The sequence below is a fragment of the Microvirga sesbaniae genome (assembly GCF_025460805.1).
Classification (GTDB): Bacteria; Pseudomonadota; Alphaproteobacteria; order Rhizobiales; family Beijerinckiaceae; genus Microvirga; species Microvirga sesbaniae.
Window position 1 is genome coordinate 98666 of sequence record NZ_JAMXFJ010000012.1, and the last position, 20878, is coordinate 119543.

A 20878-nucleotide genomic window follows, 5' to 3' on the forward strand; every position below is an offset into this window, starting at 1 on the left:
CTCTGACGCGGAAGCTCTTACGCGAAGGTACGATAAGGATAAAGGTGCAAGCCGCTTGCCGCCCTGCTGTTCCCTCATTAGGGTCTGCCGCGGACAGGCCGACCGGATGTCGGCGTCAACGGAGGAAATCGATGAGCCAGTTTCGTAAAGGTCTTTGGCGCGGCGCTCTCGCCGCGGCGGCCGTGGCAGGGTTCGTGACATCGGCGGCGGCTCAGATGGAGCTCAAGATCATGGCTCCGGCGGCTCCGGGCGGCGGCTGGGACCAGACGGCCCGCTCGATGCAGCAGGCCCTGACCCAGTCGGGCATCGCCAAGAGCGTGCAGGTGGCCAACGTTCCGGGCGCCGGCGGCTCCATCGGCATCGCCCAGCTGGTCAACAACTCCAAGGGCGACGGCAACCAGCTCATGGTCATGGGCTACGTGATGGTGGGCGCCCTCCTCACCAACAAGTCGCCGATCACCCTGGACCAGACGACCCCCATCGCCCGCCTGACCGCGGAATACGAGGCGATCGTCGTTCCGGCGAATTCGCCGATCAAGGATGCCAAGGAACTCGCGGCCGCCATCAAGGCCGATCCGGCCAAGGTGACCTGGGCGGGCGGCTCCGCGGGCGGCGTCGACCACATCGCGGCGGCCCTCTTCGCCAAGGCGGCGGGCGCCGATCCGACCAAGATCAACTACATCCCGTTCTCCGGCGGCGGCGAGGCCCTGGCGGCCATCCTCGGCGGCAAGGTGACGGCGGGCATTTCGGGTTACGGCGAGTTCGAGAGCCAGGTGAAGGCCGGCAAGCTGCGCCTCATCGGCCTGACCACCCCGGCCGACAAGGCCACCGCCGACCTGCCGTCGATCAAGGCGCAGGGCGTCGATCTCGAGATCGCCAACTGGCGCGCCGTCGTGGCCCCTCCGGGCATCTCGGCCGACCAGAAGAAGGCCCTGACGGACGCCATGGACAAGATGGCCAAGTCGAAGGAGTGGCAGGAACTCCTGAAGGCCAAGGGCTGGGAGGATTCCTACGTGTCCGGCGACGCCTTCACCAAGATCCTTGCCGACGAGCAGGCCCGCACGAAGGAAGTGCTCACCGCCGTGGGACTGGTGAAGTCGTAAATTTCAAGCTAAAGCCCGTTGGAAGCGCCGCGTTCCCGGAGCGCGGCGCTTCTTTTTTGGGATCACCTATGACCACATCACCCCAGCGGCGCCGCGACGCGGCAGGCCTCGTCATCGCGCTCATCCTTCTCGCTCTCGCCGGCCTGGTCTGGTGGGACATGACCAAGCTCCAGATCCTCTCCCCCTACGACCTCGGCCCCAAGGTCATGCCCATCGTGGTCTCGGTCGGCCTGACCCTGCTCGCCATCGGCAACGGCATCGGCGCCCTGCGCGGCGACCTGCCGCCCCGCGACAGCCTCGACTGGAAGCCGATCATCCTGATCCTCGGCGGCCTCGCGGCCCTGATCGTCCTCATCGCCATCGGGGGCGGCTTCATGATCGGCACGGCCATCCTGTTCGCCACCACGTCGGCCGCCTTCGGCCGCCGGGCGTTCCTGACCGATCTCCTGATCGGAGCCGTGATCGCCGTCTTCATCTATCTGCTCTTCGGCAAGCTCCTGACCCTGTCCCTGCCGGCAGGGCCGCTCGAGCGCCTGTTCTGAGGCCCTGATCATGGAAGCCTTCACGTCCCTCGCGAGCGGCCTGGCCGTCGCCATCCAGCCGATGAACCTGCTCTTCGCCCTCATCGGCGTGCTGCTCGGCACCGCCGTCGGCGTTCTGCCCGGCATCGGCCCGGCGCTCACCGTGGCGCTGCTGCTGCCGATCACCTTCAAGCTCGATCCCGCGGGCTCGATCATCATGTTCGCCGGCATCTATTACGGCGGCATGTACGGCGGCTCGACCACCGCCATCCTGATCAACACGCCGGGGGAAAGCGCCTCCATGGCGACCGCCCTCGAAGGCAACCTGATGGCCAAGGCCGGCCGCGGCGGCCCGGCGCTGGCGACCTCGGCCATCGGGTCCTTCGTGGCCGGCACCATCGCCACCCTGGGCCTGACCCTGCTCGCCCCCTATCTCGTGGAGATCGCCGTGAGCTTCGGGCCGGAGGATTACTTCGCCCTCATGTGCGTGGCCTTCGTGACCGTCTCGGCCACCTTCGGCGATTCCCCGGTGCGCGGGCTCACCAGCCTGTTCATCGGCCTGCTCCTCGGCCTGGTGGGCATCGACATCCTGTCCGGCCAGTCGCGCCTGAGCTTCGGCATCCCGGAGCTCTACGACAACATCGAGGTGACGACCCTGGCGGTGGGCCTCTTCGCGGTCGGCGAGGCGCTCTACGTGGCGTCGCGCCGCCACATCCACGAGGAGAAGCTCGAGCCGGTCCGCGGCTCGCTGTGGATGACCAAGGAGGACTGGAAGCGGTCCTGGAAGCCCTGGCTGCGCGGCACCCTGTACGGCTTCCCCATCGGGGCGCTGCCGGCGGGCGGCGCGGAGATCCCGACCTTCCTGTCCTACGCGACCGAGAAGCGCCTGACCAAGTATCCCGAAGATTTCGGCCGGGGCGCCATCGAGGGCGTGGCCGGGCCGGAGGCCGCCAACAACGCGTCCGCGGCCGGCACCCTGGTGCCCCTGCTGACGCTGGGTCTGCCGACCTCGGCCACCGCCGCCATGATGCTGGCGGGCTTCCAGCAATACGGGCTCAATCCCGGCCCCCTGCTCTTCGCCGAGCAGCCCGCCCTCGTCTGGGGCCTGATCGCCAGCCTGTTCATCGCCAACGCCATGCTGCTGGTGCTCAACCTGCCGCTGGTCGGCCTCTGGGTGAAGCTGCTCGCCATCCCGCAGCCCTGGCTCTATGCGGGCATCCTGGTCTTCGCCACCATGGGGACCATCGCGGCGAACCCGTCCCCGGTGGAGCTGGTCATGCTGACCGTGTTCGGCGTGCTCGGCTTCCTGATGCGGCGGTTCGACTTCCCCATCGCCCCGGTGGTGGTCGGCCTGATCCTCGGGCCCATCGCCGAGAGCCAGCTGCGCCGGGCCCTGTCGATCAGCCTCGGCGACCCGATGGTGCTGCTCCAGAGCCCGATCTCCGCGACCCTGCTCGGCATCGCGGTGATCGCCCTGATCCTGCCCTTCTTCCTGAAAGGCCTGGGACGCTTCAAGGCCGTCGAGGACTAAAGCATCGGATGATCGGGAGGGACGGCACTCCCCTCCCGGTCATCACCGGGCTCGTCCCGGCCATGACGTGCGGAGGGTGGCTTCACCGGACCACACACACACCACGTCATCACCGGGCTTGTCCCGGTGATCCCGATACGAGAGGCGCCGCGCCCGAAGCAATCGGGATGGCCGGCACAAGGCCGGCCATGACGTGCGGAAGGTGGCGGGCCGGCACAAGGCCGGCCATGACGTGCGGAGGGGGGCAGGAAGGCGGAGCCCGGTTCAGTTCAGCTGGTGGCCGCGCTTGCCCATTTCCTCGCGGGCGCGGGTCATGATGAACTGGGAGGTCTGCTGCGTCCAGGCCGCCAGGTCCCGCACGATGTCGTCGAGGACGCCCGGCTGGACCTGCACGTACTTGGCGCCGGCCGGCGACTTGTAGAAGGCCGCGATGTCCTTCAGCTCGGACTCGGACAGGCGCAGCGCGAAGGCCCGGGCGGCATTGTCGAGCATCTTCTGCTTCTGCTGCTCGAGTTCCGGCCGGATGATGGCCACGACCTGCTCCAGGTCCTGCTTGATCTCCGGACGGGTGACGTTCATCTGCTGGAGCTGGACGAGGAACGGCTCGGACATGGCGTCGAACGAGCGGGTCATGCCCGAGGCCAGGGCGACCTCGCGGGCGACGGCGAGGTGGCTCGCGCTCGGCTGGGCCTGGGCGAAGGCCGGGCTGGCGAGGAGGAACAGCGCGAACGAGGTCGCGGCCAGGCGGGAGGCGTTGCGGATCATGGAAGTGTCTCCAATCGTCATGGCTTGAGGGGTCAGAGCTGACCGAGTTCGACGAGCCCGTCCCCCGTGGCGAGGATCGCCCCGGTGGCAAGGCCCAGGAAAAGACCGTGCTCCACGACGCCGGGAATGTTGTTCAGCGTCGAGGCGAGCACGTTCGGCTTGTCGATGCGCTCGAGATGCGCATCGAGAATGAAGTGGCCCCCGTCGGTCACGTAGGCGGCTCCGTCGGGCGCGTGCCGCAGATGCAGCTCCCCGCTCATGCTCAGGCTGTCGAGCAGCCTGACGATGGCCCGCTCGGTGGCCGTGAGGCCGAAGGGCACGACCTCGATGGGCAGGGGAAAGCGGCCGAGCCTGGCGACGTGCTTCGACCCGTCGGCGATCACGATCATCCGCTGGCTCGCGGAGGCGACGATCTTCTCGCGCAGGAGCGCGCCGCCGCCGCCCTTGATGAGCCGGAGGTCGTCGTCGAGCTCGTCGGCCCCGTCGACGGTGAGGTCCAGGTCCGGGGTCTCGTCGAGGGTCGACAGGGGAATGCCCTCGCGCTGGGCCTGGTCGCGGGTCGCCTCGGAGGTGGGAACGCCCACCACCTTCAGGCCGCCCCGGACCCGCTCGCCGAGGGCCGCGACGAAATGGGCCGCGGTGGAGCCGGTGCCGAGGCCCAGCCTCATGCCGTCGGTGACGAGCTCGGCGGCCCTCTCGGCCGCGGCGCGCTTGAGATTGTCGCTCACTGAAATCCTCTGAGAATGCGTCCGCCCTGACTTGCTCTTGGCCTTGCCCATGGCCTTTCGCTCGGCTCTAGCATGGCAGGACGGCAGGAAGAAAGAACGTTTCATCGCCGGCTGGCCGCGGAGCGCGACCAAATGCCTCCGGAAGGCTCCAGACGCTTCACGGACGCTGCGGCGAGGCCCCCGTGCCCGGCCCGACGCTCGGGGTGGCCCCGGTCGGGGCCGCCGTCGAGGTGGCCGGCGACGGCGTCATCTGGGGCGTGCAGACCACCCGCTCGTCGAAAACGTAGCAGATGCTCATCTGGCCGGTCCGGTAATTGACCCGGAACACGCCCCCTTCCCGCTCGTGGCGGGAGGCGACCAGGCCATATTCTCCGGGCGCCTGGGCTCCGGCCCCCTCGCCGGCGCTGTAGCAGAGGGTGACCCCGACGGTGCCCTCCTGAAGCCCGTATTGACAGGAGCTCACCTCGCCGGTGATCCGATCGATCCTATAAATCCTGTTCAGGTCGGTCTGAGGCGCAGGCACGAAATCATAGGAGGCGGCCAGGGCGGGGCCCAAAAGACCTCCCGGCGCCAGGACGGCCAAAATCAGCCCCGCGGAACCTCGAGCCTTGGACCCAAAAGTGGAAGCCACTTTTGGGATCGATCCAAGGCTCAACCCTTCAAGTGGCGCACCGCTCGACGCGAAAAACCGGGTCCACTTTTTCGCACGGTGCGCTCGAGCATCGGACCCAAAAGTGGCCCCACTTTTGGGATCGAATCCGATGCTCAAGCCTTCAAGCGGCGCACCGCTCGACGCGAAAAACCGGGTCCACTTTTTCGCACGGTGCGCTAGTGACCGCATTCATCACTCCATCCGGTAAGAACGAATCAACCATCGGCACCATATCATCCAAGGCTTGATTCCCTTGCCTCCAGCAGGTAGCCGACCTCCATGGCCATTGATACCCCGCACATCGTCTCGCCCATCGCGGTCTTCGACCTCGATGGAACCCTGGCAGACACGGCCGGCGATCTCGTCGGGACCTTGAACGTGATCCTCGAACGGGAGGGGCTCGCCGCCCTGCCCGTAGCCCAGGCGCGCGACATGATCGGCGCGGGCGCCCGGGCCCTGATCGAGCGGGGCTTCGAGGCTGCCGGCAAGGAGCTGGCGCCCGCCCATCTGGACGAGCTGTTCCGCCAGTTCATGGTCCATTACGGAGAGAACATCTGCGTCCGCACGACGCTCTATCCCGGCGTGGAGGCGGCCCTGGACCGCCTCGAGGCGGCGGGCTTCATCCTCGCGGTGTGCACCAACAAGGTCGAGGAGCATTCGGTCAAGCTGCTCGACGCCCTCGGCATCGGCCACCGCTTCGCGGCCAATTGCGGCCGGGACACCTTCCCGTACTTCAAGCCCGATCCGCGCCACCTGACGCTCACCATCGAGCGGGCCGGAGGGCATTCGGGCCGGGCCGTGATGGTCGGGGATTCGCGGACCGACATCGTGACGGCCAAGAACGCGGGCATTCCGGTGGTGGCGGTGCCCTTCGGCTACACGGACGTGCCGGTCCGCGAGCTGGGACCCGATCTCGTCGTCGACCATTTCGACGGCCTGTTCGCCGCCGTGCGGGCCGTCCTGAGACCCATGGCGGCGTGACGCGCCGCGCGGATCGCGCGCGAACCCGTCGCACACGACATCGTGAAGCTTGACTTGTCAGGAAGGAATGGTGGGCGCGACAGGGATTGAACCTGTGACCCTTCGCGTGTGAAGCGAATGCTCTCCCGCTGAGCTACGCGCCCTGACAAGCGCCTTCTAAAGGCGCGGAACCCCCGGCGTCAAGCCAAAGAAGCATGCGGCCGGCGAAGTATTTTGATCGGCGGATTGTGGCACCGTGACTTTAACCGGCCGCTTACGATGTGGCTGGAATAGGGCAACTTGGCACTAGAATTTTATAGCAGAACCTTGATAGAGCTTGGATCCTAAGCGGGGCTGTTGCGTTATCGACATGCAGGACCCGCCACCAACCGTGTTTTATCCGAGGCAAAAATGGGACGCACTCGCGCTGCTCTCTCCGGGCTCGTCGGCGCCTTCGTCGCCCTTGCGACGCCGGCTGCGGCATTCACAGCATTCGATCCTCTGACCCGCCAGCCCCTCTACAGCACCGAGGAGGCCGTAAAGGCGCAGGCTTCGCCGGTTCCGCGCGAGGTCGTGTCCTTCGACGGGCGTCATGCTCCCGGCACCATCGTGGTCTCCACGAGCGAACGCCGCCTCTATTTCGTCCTCGGCAACGGCCAGGCGCTGCGCTACGGCATCGGCGTCGGCCGGCCGGGCTTCACCTGGGCCGGCAGTCATTCGATCACCATGAAGCGCGAATGGCCGGACTGGCGCCCGCCGGCCGCCATGCTCAAGCGCCGTCCCGACCTGCCCCGCTACATGAAGGGCGGCCCCGACAACCCGCTCGGCGCCCGGGCCATGTATATCGGCAGCACGATCTACCGCATCCACGGCTCGAACGAGCCGGAGACCATCGGCGAGGCCGTCTCCTCGGGCTGCATCCGCATGACCAACGAGGACGTGACCGACCTCTACAACCGCGCCAGGGTCGGCGCCCGGGTCATCGTCCAGCGCTAGCGCGTCGTGCGGGCCCGGTCACCCTCCCCCCGTCATGGCATCCTCCGCCCTTCCTGCCACCCTCACCACGTCATGGCCGGCCTTGTGCCGGCCATCCCGATCGGACACCCTCCGCACGTCATGGCCGGCCCTGTGCCGGCCATCCCGATAAGGTGAAGCGCGGCGCCCTACGGAAGCGGGATCACCGGGACGAGCCCGGTGATGACAGTGGGAGGGTGTTCGCACCGGGTCACACCACCCTCCACGTCATGGCCGGCCTTGTGCCGGCCATCCCGATGCGATGAAGCGCGGCGCCTCTCGGAAGCGGGATCACCGGGACGAGCCCGGTGATGACGGGCGGAGAGAGGGCACGCCCCTCCCGTCACCGCGCCCGATCCCGCGACAGACCCTTGGCGGCGAGTTCGTCGAGATAGGCCTGCCATCGTTCCGCCCGCTCGGCCCCGAGCCGGTGGAGGAAGTCCCAGCCGTAGATCCCTGTGTCGTGCCGGTCGTCGAAGACGAGCCTGACGGCGTAGTTCCCGACGGGCTCGACGGCGACGATCTCCACCTCCCGCTTGCCCGGCACGGTCTTGCGTTCGGCCGGGCCGTGCCCCTGGACCTCGGCCGAGGGGCTCGCCACGCGCAGATACTCGGCCGGCAGGTCGAAGGCCGTGCCGTCGTCGAAGGCGATGCGCAGGCTGCGCCTGTCCCTGGCGAGGCGGAGTTCCGTCGGCCAGCGCTCGGATGTCATGGCCCTGTCCCTTGTTCTGGTCCGCGGCCCCGGGCCGGGCGCGGCCCGGCGCCCCGCGCGGCCCGCCGCCCCGTTGTCCATAAGCCCGTGGTCTTTGCGGACCCCAAAGGCCATGTGAGCGAAAACCGAATCCACTTTCTGGCCCGATGTGCTAAGTGCTTGATCACGAAACCGAAGGCAAGCCTTCGCGCGAACGAGGATTTCTCCGCCATGGGAGCCTTCCAGGCCCGCCCCGAGACGTCCAGCATGACCGGCCGGTCCCTTCTGGACCCGTTTGCCCGGGCGATCACCTATCTGCGCGTCTCGGTGACCGATCGCTGCGACTTCCGCTGCGTCTACTGCATGTCCGAGGACATGGCCTTCCTGCCCAAGCGCGACCTGCTGACCCTGGAAGAGCTCGACCGGATCTGCTCGGCCTTCGTGGACCGGGGCGTGCGCAAGCTGCGGATCACCGGAGGCGAGCCCCTCGTGCGGCGCGACATCATGACCCTGTTCGGGTCCCTGTCCCGTCACCTGGACACGGGCGCGCTCGACGAGCTCACGCTCACCACCAACGGCTCGCAGCTCGCCCGCCATGCGAAGGACCTCGCCGCCTGCGGGGTGAAGCGGGTCAACGTGTCCATCGACACCCTCGACGCCGACAGGTTCCGCGCCATCACCCGCTGGGGCGACCTCGCCAAGGTCCTCCAGGGGCTCGATGCCGCGCAGAACGCCGGCCTGAAGGTCAAGATCAACACGGTCGCGCTCAAGGGCGTGAACGAGGACGAGATCGAGTCCCTGGTCGGATGGGCCCACGGGCGCGGCATGGACCTGACCCTGATCGAGGTGATGCCGCTGGGCGAGATCGACGGGCAGCGCATCGACCAGTTCCTGCCCCTGTCGCAGGTGCGCGCGCGCCTCGCCGCCCGCTACGACCTGGAGGATCTCGACCACCGGACCGGCGGCCCGGCGCGCTATGTGCGCGTGAAGGAGACGGGCGGACGGCTCGGCTTCATCACGCCCCTGACCCACAATTTCTGCGAGAGCTGCAACCGGGTGCGCCTGACCTGCACGGGCCAGCTCTTCATGTGCCTCGGCCAGGAGGACGCCGCCGACCTGCGAGCGCCGGTGCGCGCCTCCGAGAGCAACGAGCTGCTCGACCGGGCCATCGTCGAGGCGATCGCCCGCAAGCCGAAGGGGCACGATTTCATCATCGACCGGCGCCACGCCCGCCCGGCCCTCGCCCGCCACATGAGCGTGACAGGGGGCTGAGCGCGTTTCCATGGTTAAGAAAATCGGGATGTTCGGGCGGCGGCTGGCGGTTCTCGCCGGCATGCTCGTCGCCCTCGGAGGGCAGGCCTGCCCGGCGCAGGACGCGGCTCCGGCAAGTAAGCCCGTGATCCGGGTCGCCGTCGAAGGCGCCTATCCGCCCTTCAACTTCATCGATGCCAACAACGAGCTGCAGGGCTTCGAGGTCGATCTTCTCAAGAGCCTCTGCGACGCCATGACGGCCACGTGCGAGCTGGTGCCCCATGCCTGGGACGGCATCCTCAAGGGCCTCGTCGGCCACGAATACGATGCGATCATGTCGTCGCTCGAGATCACCGAGCGGCGGCGCAAGCGGATCGCCTTCTCCGACCCGTATTACCGCATCCCGGCGGTGTTCATCGGCTCCAAGGAAACGGCTCCCGGCGAGGTCACGCCGGCCGCCATGGCGGGCAAGAGGATCGGCACCATCGAGCGCACCGATCACGAGACCTATCTCAGGACCTTCTACAAGGATTCCGAGATCGTGCTCTTCGCCAAGGCGGAAGAGGCCAATCTCGACCTTCTCGTCGGGCGGATCGACGCCGTCTTCGCCGACGAGCTGCTGCTCTCGAAGTTCCTCGAAAGCCGCGAGGGCGCCTGCTGCCACATCATCGGCGACGCGCCGGCGGAGCCCGCCTACAGGCGCGAGGCCTACGGCATCGGCCTGCGCAAGGAGGACGAAGCCCTGCGCGACCAGTTCAACCGGGCCATCGCGCAGGTGAAGGCGGACGGGACCTACGACCGGATCCGCGCCCGGTATTTTTCCTTCGACATCAAGTAGGGGCGTCCGGCCGGTCTCGTCCCGGCCATCCCGCGGCTCACGGGCACCCTCCCCACGTCATGGCCCCCTCCGCCCTTCCTGCCACCCTCCACGTCATGGCCGGCCCTGTGCCGGCCATCCCGAAACGGAAAAGCGCCGCGCCCCTCGCATCGGGATCACCGGGACGAGCCCGGTGATGACGTGGAGGGGGTGGTAAGGATCGGCATCGTCGACCGCGAAAAACCGGGTCCACTTTTTTGCGCGATGCGCTAGAACCGGCGAAGCATTCAGGGAGCACACGATGGCGAAGGTCGCATTCCTCGGACTCGGCGTGATGGGGTATCCCATGGCGCGCCACCTCAAGGCGAAGGGCCACGAGGTGACGGTCTACAACCGCACGGCCGCGAAGGCCGAGCAATGGGTGTCCGAGAACGGCGGGCGCGCCGCCCGGACGCCCCGCGAGGCCGCCGAGGGACAGGAGATCGTGTTCGCCTGCGTGGGCAACGACGACGACCTGCGCCAGGTGACGCTCGGTCCCGACGGCGCCTTCCACGGCATGGGCCGGGGCACCATCTTCGTCGATCACACCACGGCCTCGGCGGAGGTCGCCCGCGAGCTCTACGCCGCCGCCCGGGAGAAGGGCTTCTCGTTCATCGACGCGCCTGTTTCGGGCGGCCAGGCCGGGGCGGAGAACGGCGTCCTCACGGTCATGTGCGGCGGCGACGCGGACGTCTACGGGAGGGCCGAGCCGGTCATCATGAGCTTTGCCCGCGCGTCCCGCCTCCTGGGCGAGGCCGGGGCCGGCCAGCTCACCAAGATGATCAACCAGATCTGCATCGCGGGCCTCGTGCAGGGCCTCGCCGAAGGCATCCATTTCGGCCAGAAGGCGGGCCTCGACATCGAGGCGGTGCTCGAGGTGATCTCCAAGGGCGCGGCCGGCTCCTGGCAGATGGAGAACCGCGGCAAGACCATGAACCAGGGCAAGTTCGATTTCGGCTTCGCGGTCGACTGGATGCGCAAGGACCTGTCGATCGTGCTGGGCGAAGCCCGCAAGAACGGCGCGAGCCTGCCCGTCACGGCGCTCGTCGACCAGTTCTACGCCGACGTCCAGAAGATGGGCGGGAAGCGCTGGGACACGTCGAGCCTGATCGCCCGGCTCGGCACGTAGCGCATCGCGCGGACGAAACCGGGTCCGCCCCTCTCCGGGTCGTCACCGGCCCTGACCACATTCTCCACGTCACCACCGGGCTTGTCCCGGTGATCCCGCTTGTTGGGAACGCCGCGCTCTTCCGATCGGGATGGCCGGGACGAGCCCGGCCATGACATGTGGAGGGTGTCATCACCGGCCCTTGCCACCTTCTCCACGTCATCACCGGCCTTGTGCCGGTGATCCCGCTTCCGAGAGGCGCCGCGCTCTTCCGTATCGGGATGGCCGGCACAAGGCCGGCCATGACGTGTTGAGGGTGGCAGGAAGGGTGGAGGATGCCATGACGTGAGAGGGTGGGATGGGTGGAGACCGGACAGGGACCTTCACCGCCGGGTCATGGTCAGGTAGACCACGAAGGCCCCGATGGCGACCGCCAGGCCCATGATCACCATCTGGCGCGTCTCGCCGGTCAGGGCCGCGTCCCGGTACATCTGGTTGAGCCGCTCGGCCCGCTCGGGATCCCGCGACATGAACAGCCCGATCACGACGCTCAGGGTGGCGAGGCCGAGAATCCAATAGGTGGGGCGCATCGGGGCGGTCTCCTCATCGTCCCTCGAACCGGGGCGTCCGCTTCTCGCGGAAGGCCGCGACGCCCTCCATGAAATCCGCGCTCGATCCGGCCTCGCTCTGGAGCCGGGCTTCGAGCTCGAGCTGCGTCTCCAGGCTGTTGGCGAGGCTTTCCGCCACCGCCTGCTTGGTGAGCCGGTAGGCGAGCCCCGGCCCTTCGGCGAGGCGCGCCGCGAAGGCCGCCACGTCGACCGCGAAGGACGCGTCGTCGAACACCTTGTAGACCAGGCCCATCTGCTGCGCCTCCTCGGCCGGGACGGCCTCGGCGCTCAGCATCAGGGCGAGCGCCTGCTTGGGGCCGACGAGGCGCGGCAGGATCCAGGTGCCGCCCGCATCCGGGATCAGGCCGATCCGGGCGAAGGCCTCCTGGAGATAGGCCGAGCGGGCCGCCACGACGATGTCGCAGGCGAGCGCGATGTTCATGGAGGCCCCGACCGCCGGGCCGTTCAGGGCCGCGACGGTCGGCTTCGGGAAGCGCGAGAGCCGCAGCACCAGCGGGTTGTAGTCGCGGGCGAGCGCGGGACCGAGATCGATCCGGCCCCGCTCGTCGCGCTTCAGGTCGACGGTCAGATCCTGGCCCGACGAGAACGCCCGCCCTTCCCCGGTCAGCACCACCACGCGCACCGCCTCGTCCCGCTCGCAACGGTCCAGCGCGTCGCGCAGCTCCGCGTGCATGGCGGCATTGAACGCGTTCATCCTCTCGGGCCGCGCGAGCGTGATGGTCGCGACCGGTCCGTCGATGGCGCAGCGCAGGGTGGTCGGGCTCATGCTTCGGGCTCCTGATGCTGATCCTGGTCCTTGCTCTAGAGCATCGGATGGATCCCAAAAGTGGGGTCCACTTTTGGGTCCGATGCCCGCTCTAGAACATAGAACGGATCTCGGAGCGGAGCACCGGCAAAAGCTCGGCTTCGAACCAGGCATTGGTCTTAAGCCAGCCGTTGTTGCGCCAGGACGGGTGCGGCAGCGGCAGGATCCGCGGCTTCTGCGGCTGGCCGAGGATCCCGCGCCAGCGCCGGACGGTCTCGGTCAGCCCGTCCCTGGACGCCTCGCCCAGATGCCAGGCCTGCGCGTACTGGCCGATGAGCAGGACCAGGTCGAGATCGGGGAGCGCCTCGAAGAGCGGCCGGCGCCAGGCCTCGGCGCATTCCCGGCGCGGGCCCAGGTCCCCGCCCTTGGCATCCTGCCCCGGGAAGCACGAGCCCATGGGCACGATGGCGACCTTGGAGGCGTCGTAGAAGGTCGCCCGGTCGAGCCCGAGCCAGTCCCGCAGCCGCGTGCCCGAGCGGTCGTCGAACGGGATGCCGCTCGCATGGGCCCGGGTGCCGGGCGCCTGGCTGGCGATGCACAGGCGCGCCGTCGCGCTGCCCTGGATGATCGGCCGCGGCTCGTGCGGCAGGGCCGCCCCGTAGCGCGGCGCCTCGCGGCAGATCCGGCAGTCCTTCAATCGGGCGGCGAGTTCGTCGAAATTCGGCCGGGGATGCATCGCGATAAGATGGGGTCCGCGGCCCGAATCGGTGAGATCGCAGGTGTCGGGCGAAACGTCTCAGCCGGGCCCTGCCGGCCCATCGGGTTGGGTCGCGCCCGGCCTATCTGTGCTGCCGGCGCCAGTCCTGCGGCCGCTCGAAATCGCCCTCCCACAGCCCGGCGGAGCGGCTGCGGGCGCGGGTTTCCTCGGGCTCGTAATCACGCCCGTAGGAGACCGCCCAGCCGTCCTCCACCAGGCGGGCGCCGATGTCGCGGCCGTTCACCGTGCAGCGGGCGAGGATGCGCTGGTAGCGGTCCCGGCCGGTGGCGCGGCAGCGCACGACCTGTCCCGACACGAGATCGATCAGCACCCGGCGGGAGGTCTCGCCGCAGGCATAGGAGCGGCCCGCCCGGGAGCAGCGCTGCTCCATCTCGGGGGCGTCGATGCCCTTGAGGCGGATGCGCGCCTCGCCGATGCGGATCGTGTCCCCGTCCGTCACCTGGGCCCGGCCCTCGAGAGCGCGCGCGCCCGGCTTCAGGGCGAGCCCGGCCGCGCCGGCCAGCGCCAGCGCGACGAGCACGGAGGCGATTCCGCCCGATCGCGGGCGATGGCCGAACCGTCTCACGACAGGCGCTCGGAGACTCCCGCCTGGCCGAAGGTGGCCATGTCCCGATGCACGGCGGCCGCGGCCTTCACGAGGCCCGCGGCGAGCGCCGCGCCCGATCCCTCCCCGAGACGCATGCCGAGGGCCAGAAGCGGGACCTTCCCGAGGCGGGCGAGCACGTCCTGGTGGGCGCCCTCGGCGCTGAGATGGCCGGCGATGCAATGGTCGAGGGTCGAGGGATGGATCGCGTGGAGGATCGCGGCCGCCGCGGTCGCCACGTAGCCGTCGAGCACCACCGGGATGCGCTGCAGGCGCGCCGCGAGGATCGCCCCCGCCATGGCGGCGATCTCCCGCCCGCCGAGGCGGCGCAGCACCTCGAGCGGGTCCTTGAGGTGGCCGCCGTGATGGGCGATGGCCGCCTCGACGGCCGCGACCTTGCGCCGGAAGCCCTCGTCGTCCACGCCCGTGCCGCGCCCGACCCAGTGCTCGGCCGGCCCGCCGTAGAGGGCCGTGTAGAGGGCGGCCGCCACGGTGGTGTTGCCGATGCCCATCTCGCCGATGGCGAGCAGGTCGGTGCCGCCCGCGATGGCCTCCATGCCGAACGCCATGGTGGCCACGCAGGCCTTCTCGTCCATGGCGTCGGCCTCGGTGATGTCGCCCGTCGGCATGTCGATGGCGAGGTCGAAGACCTTGAAGCCGAGGCCGTAGGCCGCGCAGATCTGGTTGATCGCCGCGCCGCCCGCCGCGAAGTTCTCCAGCATCTGGCGGTTCACCTCGGACGGAAACGCCGACACGCCCTTGGCCGTGACCCCGTGGCTTCCCGCGAACACGCAGACGAGCGGCCGGTCGACGCTCGGGGTGGGCTTGGCCTGCCAGGCGGCGAGCCACTCGGCGATGCGCTCCAGGCGGCCCAGGCTGCCGACCGGCTTGGTGAGCTGCCCGTCCCGCCGGCGCACGGCCTCGACGGCCGCTTCGTCCGGACCGGGCATGGTCGTGATCAGGCGGCGGATATCGTCGAAAGGTGAGGACACGGCATCAGACATGGAGGGCTCCGGCCCGGGGGGCATTGCAGAACGCGACGAGGCGTGACCTATAACGATCCAGGCCCGCGGGGTGAAGCATGTCGGAGCGATTTGAACAGGGCGAAGCGCCGGATGGCGGCGGCTGGCGGGCGCTGAGCGTCGACCTTGCCCATTGCGTGCGCTTCTATTCCCGCCTTCCGGTCCCGGCCCTGCCCTGGGAGCGGGACGCCCATGGGCTCCCGAGCTTCCCGCGTCTCGTGCGGGCGATCCCGCTGGCGGGCCTCCTGATCGGCCTCCTTCCGGCGGCCCTGCTGGGCCTTTCCCTGATGGCCGGTCTCGGTCCCTGGCTCGCCGCGATGCTGTCGGTGGCCGCCATGGTGACGGCCACGGGAGCGCTGCACGAGGACGGGCTGGCGGACCTCGCCGACAGCTGCGGGGCCGCGACCCGCGAGAAGCGCCTGGAGATCATGCGGGACAGCCGGATCGGCTCCTTCGGGGCCTCGGCGCTGTTCCTCGCCCTGGCCCTGCGAATCGGCGCCCTCGCGGCCCTCGCCTCCCGGACCGACGGCGCCGCCGCCATGGCGGCGGTGCTCATCGGCGCCTCCCTGTCGCGCACCGCCGGTCTGATGCCGATCGTGTTTCTGGCCCCGGCCCGCCGGGACGGCCTGTCCCGGGCGGTCGGGCAGCCGGCCCGGGAGACGTTCTGGCGCGCGGCCGGGATCGCCGGCGCGATCGCCGTGGGCCTGGGGGCGCTCGCCGGCCTGCCGCCCGTCGGCATCGCCCTCATGCTGGTGCTCTCGGGGGCGTCGGGCCTCGCGCTCACCCGCTTCGCCTCGCGGCATCTGGGCGGACAGACGGGCGATGTGGCGGGCGCCGCCCAGCAGGCCGCGGAGATCGCTGCGCTGATCGGCCTCTTGACCGCCCTGCGGCCATGACGACATGAAGATGTGATGACCCGCGTTTCGAGCCCCTGCATCCGCGTCTGCCTGATCGATCCCGAAACGGGCCTGTGCGAGGGCTGCGGCCGCACGCGGGACGAGATCGCGAGCTGGTACCGCATCCCCGAGGAGGAGCGCCGGACGATCATGGCGGCGCTGCCGGACCGGATGCGCGAGGCCTTCGCGGTCGAATCGCCCTTCGCGCCCCGGTCCGACAAGGCTTCCTGATGCCGGGCATTCGCGGGGCAGGCATTCTTCTTCTCCTGGCCGCCCTCCTGGTCGGATCCTTCGCCGACGATCCGGTCGGCGAGTTGTCGGCCCTCGAAGCCGCCGGCCTGCTCGGCCTCGGCGGCCTGTCCCTCCTCCTGGCGGATTCCATCGTCGAGGGCTTCTCCCGCCACTGGACCTACGGCGTGCAATCCGTGGCGGTCAGCGGCGGCATCCTGATCGCCCTGCTCGTCACCTATGCGTCCCGCGGCGAGTTGCAGACCGTGATCGACCGCGCCATCGGGGACATCGCGGTCGGCCGCACCGTCGTCACGCCCGAGGGCGAGGTGGTCGCGGCGCGGCGCACCGACGGCAGCTTCGTGGTGCGGGGCGAGGTCAACGGCCACGAGACCCGCTTCGTCTTCGACACCGGCGCCAGCACGGTGGTCCTGCGCGCGGAGGACGCGGCCGCCACCGGCTTCCGCCTGGACCGCCTCGATTATTCCATCCCGGTCTCGACGGCCAACGGGGGCGCCCTCGCGGCCCCGGTGGTCATCGACCGGCTGACGGTGGGCTCGATCACGGAGCGCAACGTCCGCGCGCTGATCGCCCGCGCGGGCGTGCTGCACGCCAACCTGCTCGGGATGACCTTCCTGGAACGCCTCGGCTCCTACGAGGTGCGCGGCAACAGGCTGATCCTGCGGGCGCAGGCGGACCGGCCGGACTGACCCCGGCGCGAGCGCATCGGACGGGACGAGGGGACCCGGGTCCGGGATCGATCCGATGCTCCCTTGTGGGGAGCGCATCGTCGCGTTCGGTCCGCTTTCATCCGCACAATGCCCTCGGCGGTCTTCCGGTCGGGATCACCGGGACGAGCCCGGTGATGACGGGGTGGGAGACCATCGCCGTGGCGTGACCTTCCACGTCACGGCAACCTCCGCCCTTCCCGCCACCCTCACCACGTCATGGCCGGCCCTGTGCCGGCCATCCCGATAAGGTGAGGCGCGGCGCTCCTCGTCATCGAGATCACCGGGACGAGCTCGGTGATGACGTGGGAGGATGGTGAGAGCGGGTGGTGATGCGGCGGGCGACCATGGCAGTGGCGCCACGCCTCCCACGATCCCTCCCCACGTCATGGCCGGGCTTGTCCCGGCCATCCCGATCCTTTGAAGCGCCGCGCTTCGCCGTATCGAGATCACCGGGACAAGCCCGGTGATGACGTGGTGTGTGTGGCCCGGCACTGAAACCCTCCCCACGTCACGGCCACTCTCCGCCCTTCTTGCCACCCTCCCAACGTCATGGCCGGGCCTGTCCCGGCCATCCCGATCGGAAGGGCGCCGCGCCTCAAACAATCGGGATCACCGGCACAAGGCCGGTGATGACGTGGCGGGTGGGACGAGCCCGGTGGTGACGGGCCGGGGAGAGACGGCCATCCCGATGGTCCGATGCTCCCCTCCTGGCGGGCGCAACGTGCGAAAAACCGGGGCCGCCCGATGCGCGAGCCCCGCCCCGGGGCTATCGCGCCCCGCGCCATGTCAGCATCGACTCGTTGAAGAGCAGCGCCCGCGGGTCCGCCCGCATGCGGGGCTCGGAGCAGGCCTGAGGGCCGACCCGCCCCTGGAGGCCCGGGTAGCGCCGGGTCAGTTCCTCCAGGCTCACGTTGTCCGCGATGCGGGGATGCGCGACGCAGACCGCGCCGTCCGGCCCCCAGGCGGCCTCGAACGCCATCCCCGGGGCGTGATCGGGATGCTGGATCCCGAAGCGGTCATAGACGTTGACGGCCGTTCCGTTCCGGGTGCTCGGCCGGTCGTCGCCGCCGTAATCGGCGCGCAGCATATGCGTGCAGGCGCGGTGCAGATCGCGCATGGGGATGGCCGGGTCGGCCTGCCAGGGAAAGTACCCGAACAGGATGCACTTGCCCTCGGCGCCGCTGGTGCAGGTGAGGGCAAAGCCGCCGGCGCCGTCCGGATACGCGAAGGCGACGCGCTCGCCGTCCGGGTCGGGCTCGCACAGGTCCTTGTCCGCGCCCGTCTCGCGATCCCTGACGGACATCCGGAAGAACGTCGCCCGGACGCCCCTCACCTGCCCCTCGTGAACGACGCCGTCGATGCGGATCTCGGTGTCGCGGTCCGCCGTGCCGAGCACCAGCGTGGCGCCCGAAAGCGACTGGCCCCTGAAGACGCGCCCGTCGTCGAGGCTGAGAACCAGGTCGAGCCCATCGGCCTGGAAATGCCCCTCCAGCGCGGCCGCGGGCTGGACCGGCAGCGCGGAGAGCACGAGGAACAAGACGCACAGGAACGTGAGACGCATGGGACGATGCTCCCCCGCACCGGGCGAGGGGAGCCCTTACGGGCAGGTTCCGGTTACTTCACCACGACGCGCACGCCATCGGGCAGAACGACCGCCCTGGGAGCGGTCTCCCCGGATGGCGCGCGGTCCACGGACGGCGCCCGGTCGGCGCGACCCGTGAGGCTGGCGCCGTTCATGCCGTTCGGCGGCGGCCGGTCGGCGCGGCTGAAGAAGGCGCTGGCCTGCGTGGCATGGAGTGCCGACACGGCGAGGGTGAGGGCCAGGATGCTCGTGCGAACCGTCATTGCTTCTCTCCTGAAGAGATGTGCGACAATGCCCCTGATGAGGCACGGGGAGAGTTTAAGACGTGCCATGTTATAGTAAAGCAATTGCCGGTTGAATGCGCTCCGCGCCGTGCGGCGGCGCACGGGCGCGCGGCGGTTTTCGGTGCCGGCTCGCCTCGGAGACCATGCGCCGAAAACCTGTCCCGGTGCGGGACCCGCCTCGCTCTCGGCCATCCCGATCGTTTGAAGCGCCGCGCTCCTCCGACCGGGATCACCGGGACGAGCCCGGTGATGACGGGGTGGGTGACCATCGCTGTGGCGTGACCTTCCCACGTCATGGCCGCCTCCGCCCTTCCCGCCACCCTCCCCCGTCATGGCCGGCCTTGTGCCGGCCATCCCGATTGGAAGGACGCGGCGCCTCTCGTATCAAGATCACCGGGACGAGCCCGGTGATGACGTGGAGAAGGTGGCAAGGGCCGGCGACAACACCCTCCCAACGTCATGGCCGGGCTTGTCCCGGCCATCCCGATCAGAAGAGCGCCGCGCCTCTCGTATCGGGATCACCGGGACGAGCCCGGTGATGACGTGGTGGGTGCGATGGGCCTGCGCCGGCCGTCCCGATGGTCCGAGGCTCCACTTTTTGAAGAGCGCATCGTACAAAAAGGAGCTCCTTCGTGACCTGAAGGAGCTCCTGTCTTCATGCAATCAAGTTTCGATGATGAGTGTTCGGTCATCCGGGATCATGACCGCGCCCCATCGCCTTAACGGGGAAGCTGTTCCGGGTAGCGAGCAGCCGGATACTCAGAGGAAGGATAGATGTGAACGAGCATTATATTCCCCTTTTGCATTGCTTTACGAGAGTTTCCCTAGAGACCATCTCCAGAGTTGTTGAACTCTCATGAACAAGAATAAATATCATAACGTTCGTGTAAAGCACGAAATGAATTGAAATATCATTTTGCAATTCCGAGTTCACGCGAACACGTCTCGATCAATCGTCGATTGTCCGCCGATCAAACTTCGTGTTGATCGACTGCCATTTTTCAACCGATGATTGGACCTAACGCTCCGTCCCGCCCCAGAGTAACAGAGTTGCGTTTACTGATGATTCTGTCGAAATCTGTTTGTATTTCAGCCAGTTGGAAGCTCTGCCTCTAGGGAATCACCCGATGGCCGCCGGACCCGCAGGCCCTCGTCCCGGCACGGGCCCTCAGGCCGCGTCGGCCGGGACCTGGGGCTGAGCCGTCCGGGAGACGTCGCGGGAGACATGCGCCACCGCTTCGCGCAGGGTCGCGAGACCGGCGCCCGGCTTGACGGCTTCCGTAGCGAGATGGCGCCGGTAGGCCCGCGCTCCCGGACGTCCGGCGAAGAGCCCCAGCATATGGCGGGTGATGCTGCTCAGGCGCTCGCCCCTGTCGAGATGCGACGCGATATAGGGCTCGTAGGCTTCCACGGCCTCGAAGCCGTCCGCCACCGGCGGCTCCTCGCCGTGAAGCGCCCGGTCGACGCCGAGCAGGATCTCGGGCTCATGATAGGCGACCCGGCCCAGCATGACCCCGTCCACATGGGTCAGGTGCCGGCGGATCTCGTCCCAGGTCCCGATGCCGCCGTTGACCGCGACCGGCAGGTCGGGCCGGGCCGCCTTGAGGCGATAGACGCGCGGGTAGTCGAGGGGCGGGATGTCCCGGTTCTCCTTCGGCGAGAGCCCCTGGAGCCAGGCCTTGCGGGCATGGACCGTCAGCGCGTCGCAGCCCGCCGCCACCACGCTCTCGGTGAGCCGGTCCAGGGCCTCTTCCGGGTCCTGGTCGTCGACGCCGATCCGGCACTTCACCGTCACCGGCAGGGACACGACGGCCTTCATGGCGGCCACGCACGCGCCCACCAGGGCGGGCTCCTGCATCAGGCAGGCGCCGAAGCGGCCGTTCTGCACCCGGTCGGACGGGCAGCCCACATTGAGGTTGATCTCGTCATAGCCGAAATCGGCGCAGATCCTGGCGGCCTGCGCCAGCTCGTCCGGGCTGGAACCGCCCAGCTGCACCGCCACCGGATGCTCCGAGGGATCGAAGCCCAGAAGCCGCTCCCGCGGCCCGTGGATCACCGCCCCCGTGGTGACCATCTCCGTATAGAGCCGCGCGCGACGCGACAGGACGCGATGGAACGCCCGGCAATGCCGGTCGGTCCAGTCCATCATGGGGGCCACGGAGAGAAAGTGTCGGGTCATCGTCGGCAAAGCCATCGGTCGGGTTCGGGAAACGGCCCTTT

The 20878-nt window shown here is 68.9% G+C and carries 22 protein-coding genes, 1 tRNA gene and 1 pseudogene; 11 read left to right on the forward strand and 13 right to left on the reverse strand.

The features are described 5' to 3' along the window. Window positions 1-131: 131 nt before the first annotated feature. The 3 genes from OCW50_RS17395 to OCW50_RS17405 all read left to right on the forward strand — a co-directional run bounded on the left by OCW50_RS17395 (window position 132) and on the right by OCW50_RS17405 (window position 3155). Window positions 132-1103 (forward strand): Bug family tripartite tricarboxylate transporter substrate binding protein, encoded by a 972-nt coding sequence (locus tag OCW50_RS17395; protein WP_262271311.1) that lies wholly within the window; start codon window positions 132-134, stop codon window positions 1101-1103. Window positions 1104-1171: 68 nt separating this feature from the next. After that, a complete protein-coding gene (locus OCW50_RS17400; RefSeq protein ID WP_262298437.1) occupies window positions 1172-1645 on the forward strand; it encodes a tripartite tricarboxylate transporter TctB family protein in 474 nt (157 codons plus the stop codon). 10 nt (window positions 1646-1655) lie between these two features. Next, window positions 1656-3155 (forward strand): tripartite tricarboxylate transporter permease, encoded by a 1500-nt coding sequence (locus tag OCW50_RS17405; RefSeq protein ID WP_262298438.1) that lies wholly within the window; start codon window positions 1656-1658, stop codon window positions 3153-3155. Window positions 3156-3419: 264 nt separating this feature from the next. Here OCW50_RS17405 and OCW50_RS17410 read toward each other — a convergent pair whose 3' ends face one another. The 3 genes from OCW50_RS17410 to OCW50_RS17420 form a co-directional block, all read right to left on the reverse strand. Further along, window positions 3420-3920, reverse strand: a complete 501-nt coding sequence (locus OCW50_RS17410; protein WP_262298439.1) for a DUF2059 domain-containing protein — start codon at window positions 3918-3920, stop codon at window positions 3420-3422. A 32-nt stretch (window positions 3921-3952) separates the two neighbouring features. Then, window positions 3953-4648 carry a ribose-5-phosphate isomerase RpiA gene (rpiA, locus tag OCW50_RS17415; protein WP_262271315.1) on the reverse strand — a complete coding sequence of 232 codons (696 nt, stop codon included), beginning with the start codon at window positions 4646-4648 and terminating at the stop codon, window positions 3953-3955. Window positions 4649-4805: 157 nt separating this feature from the next. Beyond that, window positions 4806-5204, reverse strand: a complete 399-nt coding sequence (locus OCW50_RS17420; RefSeq protein ID WP_315974443.1) for a hypothetical protein — start codon at window positions 5202-5204, stop codon at window positions 4806-4808. Window positions 5205-5579: 375 nt separating this feature from the next. Here OCW50_RS17420 and OCW50_RS17425 point away from each other — a divergent pair, with 375 nt between their 5' ends. Next, complete coding sequence (locus OCW50_RS17425) at window positions 5580-6281, forward strand: HAD family hydrolase (RefSeq protein ID WP_262298440.1); 702 nt, start codon at window positions 5580-5582, stop codon at window positions 6279-6281. A 68-nt stretch (window positions 6282-6349) separates the two neighbouring features. Here OCW50_RS17425 and OCW50_RS17430 read toward each other — a convergent pair. Next, window positions 6350-6424: transfer RNA gene (locus OCW50_RS17430), tRNA-Val, on the reverse strand. Between the two features lie 247 nt (window positions 6425-6671). Between OCW50_RS17430 and OCW50_RS17435 the strand changes: the two genes are divergently transcribed. Beyond that, window positions 6672-7256 (forward strand): L,D-transpeptidase, encoded by a 585-nt coding sequence (locus tag OCW50_RS17435; RefSeq protein ID WP_262298441.1) that lies wholly within the window; start codon window positions 6672-6674, stop codon window positions 7254-7256. Between the two features lie 361 nt (window positions 7257-7617). On the opposite strand, the gene OCW50_RS17440 is transcribed toward OCW50_RS17435, so the two are convergent. Next, entirely contained in the window at window positions 7618-7986 is a 369-nt protein-coding gene (locus OCW50_RS17440) for a gamma-butyrobetaine hydroxylase family protein (protein ID WP_262271318.1), read from the reverse strand. A 210-nt stretch (window positions 7987-8196) separates the two neighbouring features. On the opposite strand from OCW50_RS17440, the gene moaA reads away from it, so the two are divergent. From moaA to OCW50_RS17455, 3 genes and pseudogenes are all read left to right on the forward strand, one after another. Continuing rightward, a complete protein-coding gene (gene moaA, locus OCW50_RS17445; RefSeq protein ID WP_262298487.1) occupies window positions 8197-9237 on the forward strand; it encodes a GTP 3',8-cyclase MoaA in 1041 nt (346 codons plus the stop codon). A 10-nt stretch (window positions 9238-9247) separates the two neighbouring features. Next, window positions 9248-10054, forward strand: a complete 807-nt coding sequence (locus tag OCW50_RS17450) for an ABC transporter substrate-binding protein (RefSeq protein ID WP_262298442.1) — start codon at window positions 9248-9250, stop codon at window positions 10052-10054. A 274-nt stretch (window positions 10055-10328) separates the two neighbouring features. Beyond that, window positions 10329-11201 (forward strand): annotated as a pseudogene (locus tag OCW50_RS17455) (NAD(P)-dependent oxidoreductase); the annotation flags it as partial. Window positions 11202-11563: 362 nt separating this feature from the next. On the opposite strand, the gene OCW50_RS17460 reads toward OCW50_RS17455, so the two are convergent. The 5 genes from OCW50_RS17460 to cobT all read right to left on the reverse strand — a co-directional run bounded on the left by OCW50_RS17460 (window position 11564) and on the right by cobT (window position 14919). Then, a complete protein-coding gene (locus OCW50_RS17460) occupies window positions 11564-11770 on the reverse strand; it encodes a hypothetical protein (protein WP_262271320.1) in 207 nt (68 codons plus the stop codon). Between the two features lie 13 nt (window positions 11771-11783). Beyond that, window positions 11784-12575 carry an enoyl-CoA hydratase-related protein gene (locus OCW50_RS17465; protein ID WP_262298443.1) on the reverse strand — a complete coding sequence of 264 codons (792 nt, stop codon included), beginning with the start codon at window positions 12573-12575 and terminating at the stop codon, window positions 11784-11786. Window positions 12576-12666: 91 nt separating this feature from the next. After that, a complete protein-coding gene (locus OCW50_RS17470; protein ID WP_262298444.1) occupies window positions 12667-13290 on the reverse strand; it encodes a uracil-DNA glycosylase family protein in 624 nt (207 codons plus the stop codon). A 103-nt stretch (window positions 13291-13393) separates the two neighbouring features. Further along, on the reverse strand, window positions 13394-13897 hold the full coding sequence (locus OCW50_RS17475; protein ID WP_262298445.1) for a thermonuclease family protein: 504 nt from the start codon (window positions 13895-13897) through the stop codon (window positions 13394-13396). Continuing rightward, a complete protein-coding gene (gene cobT, locus OCW50_RS17480) occupies window positions 13894-14919 on the reverse strand; it encodes a nicotinate-nucleotide--dimethylbenzimidazole phosphoribosyltransferase (RefSeq protein ID WP_262298446.1) in 1026 nt (341 codons plus the stop codon). The genes OCW50_RS17475 and cobT overlap by 4 nt, the downstream gene beginning before the upstream one ends. Before the next feature lie 77 nt (window positions 14920-14996). On the opposite strand from cobT, the gene cobS reads away from it, so the two are divergent. From cobS to OCW50_RS17495, 3 genes are read left to right on the forward strand one after another with little or no spacing between them, the layout of a single operon-like run. After that, window positions 14997-15833: an adenosylcobinamide-GDP ribazoletransferase gene (cobS, locus tag OCW50_RS17485; RefSeq protein WP_262298447.1), complete on the forward strand. Its 837-nt coding sequence runs from the start codon at window positions 14997-14999 to the stop codon at window positions 15831-15833. Window positions 15834-15848: 15 nt separating this feature from the next. Continuing rightward, window positions 15849-16064, forward strand: a complete 216-nt coding sequence (locus OCW50_RS17490; RefSeq protein WP_262298448.1) for a DUF1289 domain-containing protein — start codon at window positions 15849-15851, stop codon at window positions 16062-16064. Further along, window positions 16064-16771 (forward strand): retropepsin-like aspartic protease family protein, encoded by a 708-nt coding sequence (locus tag OCW50_RS17495; protein WP_262298449.1) that lies wholly within the window; start codon window positions 16064-16066, stop codon window positions 16769-16771. Before OCW50_RS17490 ends, OCW50_RS17495 begins: the two co-directional genes overlap by 1 nt. A 787-nt stretch (window positions 16772-17558) precedes the next feature. On the opposite strand, the gene OCW50_RS17500 is transcribed toward OCW50_RS17495, so the two are convergent. From OCW50_RS17500 to dusA, 3 genes are all read right to left on the reverse strand, one after another. Further along, on the reverse strand, window positions 17559-18353 hold the full coding sequence (locus OCW50_RS17500) for an ADYC domain-containing protein (RefSeq protein WP_262298450.1): 795 nt from the start codon (window positions 18351-18353) through the stop codon (window positions 17559-17561). Window positions 18354-18406: 53 nt separating this feature from the next. Continuing rightward, window positions 18407-18637, reverse strand: coding sequence for a hypothetical protein (locus OCW50_RS17505; RefSeq protein ID WP_262298451.1), 231 nt, complete (start codon window positions 18635-18637; stop codon window positions 18407-18409). A 1189-nt stretch (window positions 18638-19826) separates the two neighbouring features. After that, window positions 19827-20837, reverse strand: a complete 1011-nt coding sequence (dusA, locus tag OCW50_RS17510; RefSeq protein ID WP_262298452.1) for a tRNA dihydrouridine(20/20a) synthase DusA — start codon at window positions 20835-20837, stop codon at window positions 19827-19829. Between the last annotated feature and the right edge of the window lie 41 nt (window positions 20838-20878).

Bases quoted from the DNA above. Each gene is read 5' to 3' on its own strand.
- OCW50_RS17395 (WP_262271311.1), top strand. From the start codon at position 132: ATGAGCCAGTTTCGTAAAGGTCTTTGGCGCGGCGCTCTCGCCGCGGCG.
- OCW50_RS17400 (WP_262298437.1), top strand. From the start codon at position 1,172: ATGACCACATCACCCCAGCGGCGCCGCGACGCGGCAGGCCTCGTCATC.
- OCW50_RS17405 (WP_262298438.1), top strand. From the start codon at position 1,656: ATGGAAGCCTTCACGTCCCTCGCGAGCGGCCTGGCCGTCGCCATCCAG.
- OCW50_RS17410 (WP_262298439.1), bottom strand. From the start codon at position 3,920: ATGATCCGCAACGCCTCCCGCCTGGCCGCGACCTCGTTCGCGCTGTTC.
- OCW50_RS17425 (WP_262298440.1), top strand. From the start codon at position 5,580: ATGGCCATTGATACCCCGCACATCGTCTCGCCCATCGCGGTCTTCGAC.
- OCW50_RS17435 (WP_262298441.1), top strand. From the start codon at position 6,672: ATGGGACGCACTCGCGCTGCTCTCTCCGGGCTCGTCGGCGCCTTCGTC.
- OCW50_RS17440 (WP_262271318.1), bottom strand. From the start codon at position 7,986: ATGACATCCGAGCGCTGGCCGACGGAACTCCGCCTCGCCAGGGACAGG.
- moaA (WP_262298487.1), top strand. From the start codon at position 8,197: ATGGGAGCCTTCCAGGCCCGCCCCGAGACGTCCAGCATGACCGGCCGG.
- OCW50_RS17450 (WP_262298442.1), top strand. From the start codon at position 9,248: ATGGTTAAGAAAATCGGGATGTTCGGGCGGCGGCTGGCGGTTCTCGCC.
- OCW50_RS17460 (WP_262271320.1), bottom strand. From the start codon at position 11,770: ATGCGCCCCACCTATTGGATTCTCGGCCTCGCCACCCTGAGCGTCGTG.
- OCW50_RS17465 (WP_262298443.1), bottom strand. From the start codon at position 12,575: ATGAGCCCGACCACCCTGCGCTGCGCCATCGACGGACCGGTCGCGACC.
- OCW50_RS17470 (WP_262298444.1), bottom strand. From the start codon at position 13,290: ATGCATCCCCGGCCGAATTTCGACGAACTCGCCGCCCGATTGAAGGAC.
- cobT (WP_262298446.1), bottom strand. From the start codon at position 14,919: ATGTCTGATGCCGTGTCCTCACCTTTCGACGATATCCGCCGCCTGATC.
- cobS (WP_262298447.1), top strand. From the start codon at position 14,997: ATGTCGGAGCGATTTGAACAGGGCGAAGCGCCGGATGGCGGCGGCTGG.
- OCW50_RS17490 (WP_262298448.1), top strand. From the start codon at position 15,849: ATGACCCGCGTTTCGAGCCCCTGCATCCGCGTCTGCCTGATCGATCCC.
- OCW50_RS17495 (WP_262298449.1), top strand. From the start codon at position 16,064: ATGCCGGGCATTCGCGGGGCAGGCATTCTTCTTCTCCTGGCCGCCCTC.
- OCW50_RS17500 (WP_262298450.1), bottom strand. From the start codon at position 18,353: ATGCGTCTCACGTTCCTGTGCGTCTTGTTCCTCGTGCTCTCCGCGCTG.
- OCW50_RS17505 (WP_262298451.1), bottom strand. From the start codon at position 18,637: ATGACGGTTCGCACGAGCATCCTGGCCCTCACCCTCGCCGTGTCGGCA.
- dusA (WP_262298452.1), bottom strand. From the start codon at position 20,837: ATGACCCGACACTTTCTCTCCGTGGCCCCCATGATGGACTGGACCGAC.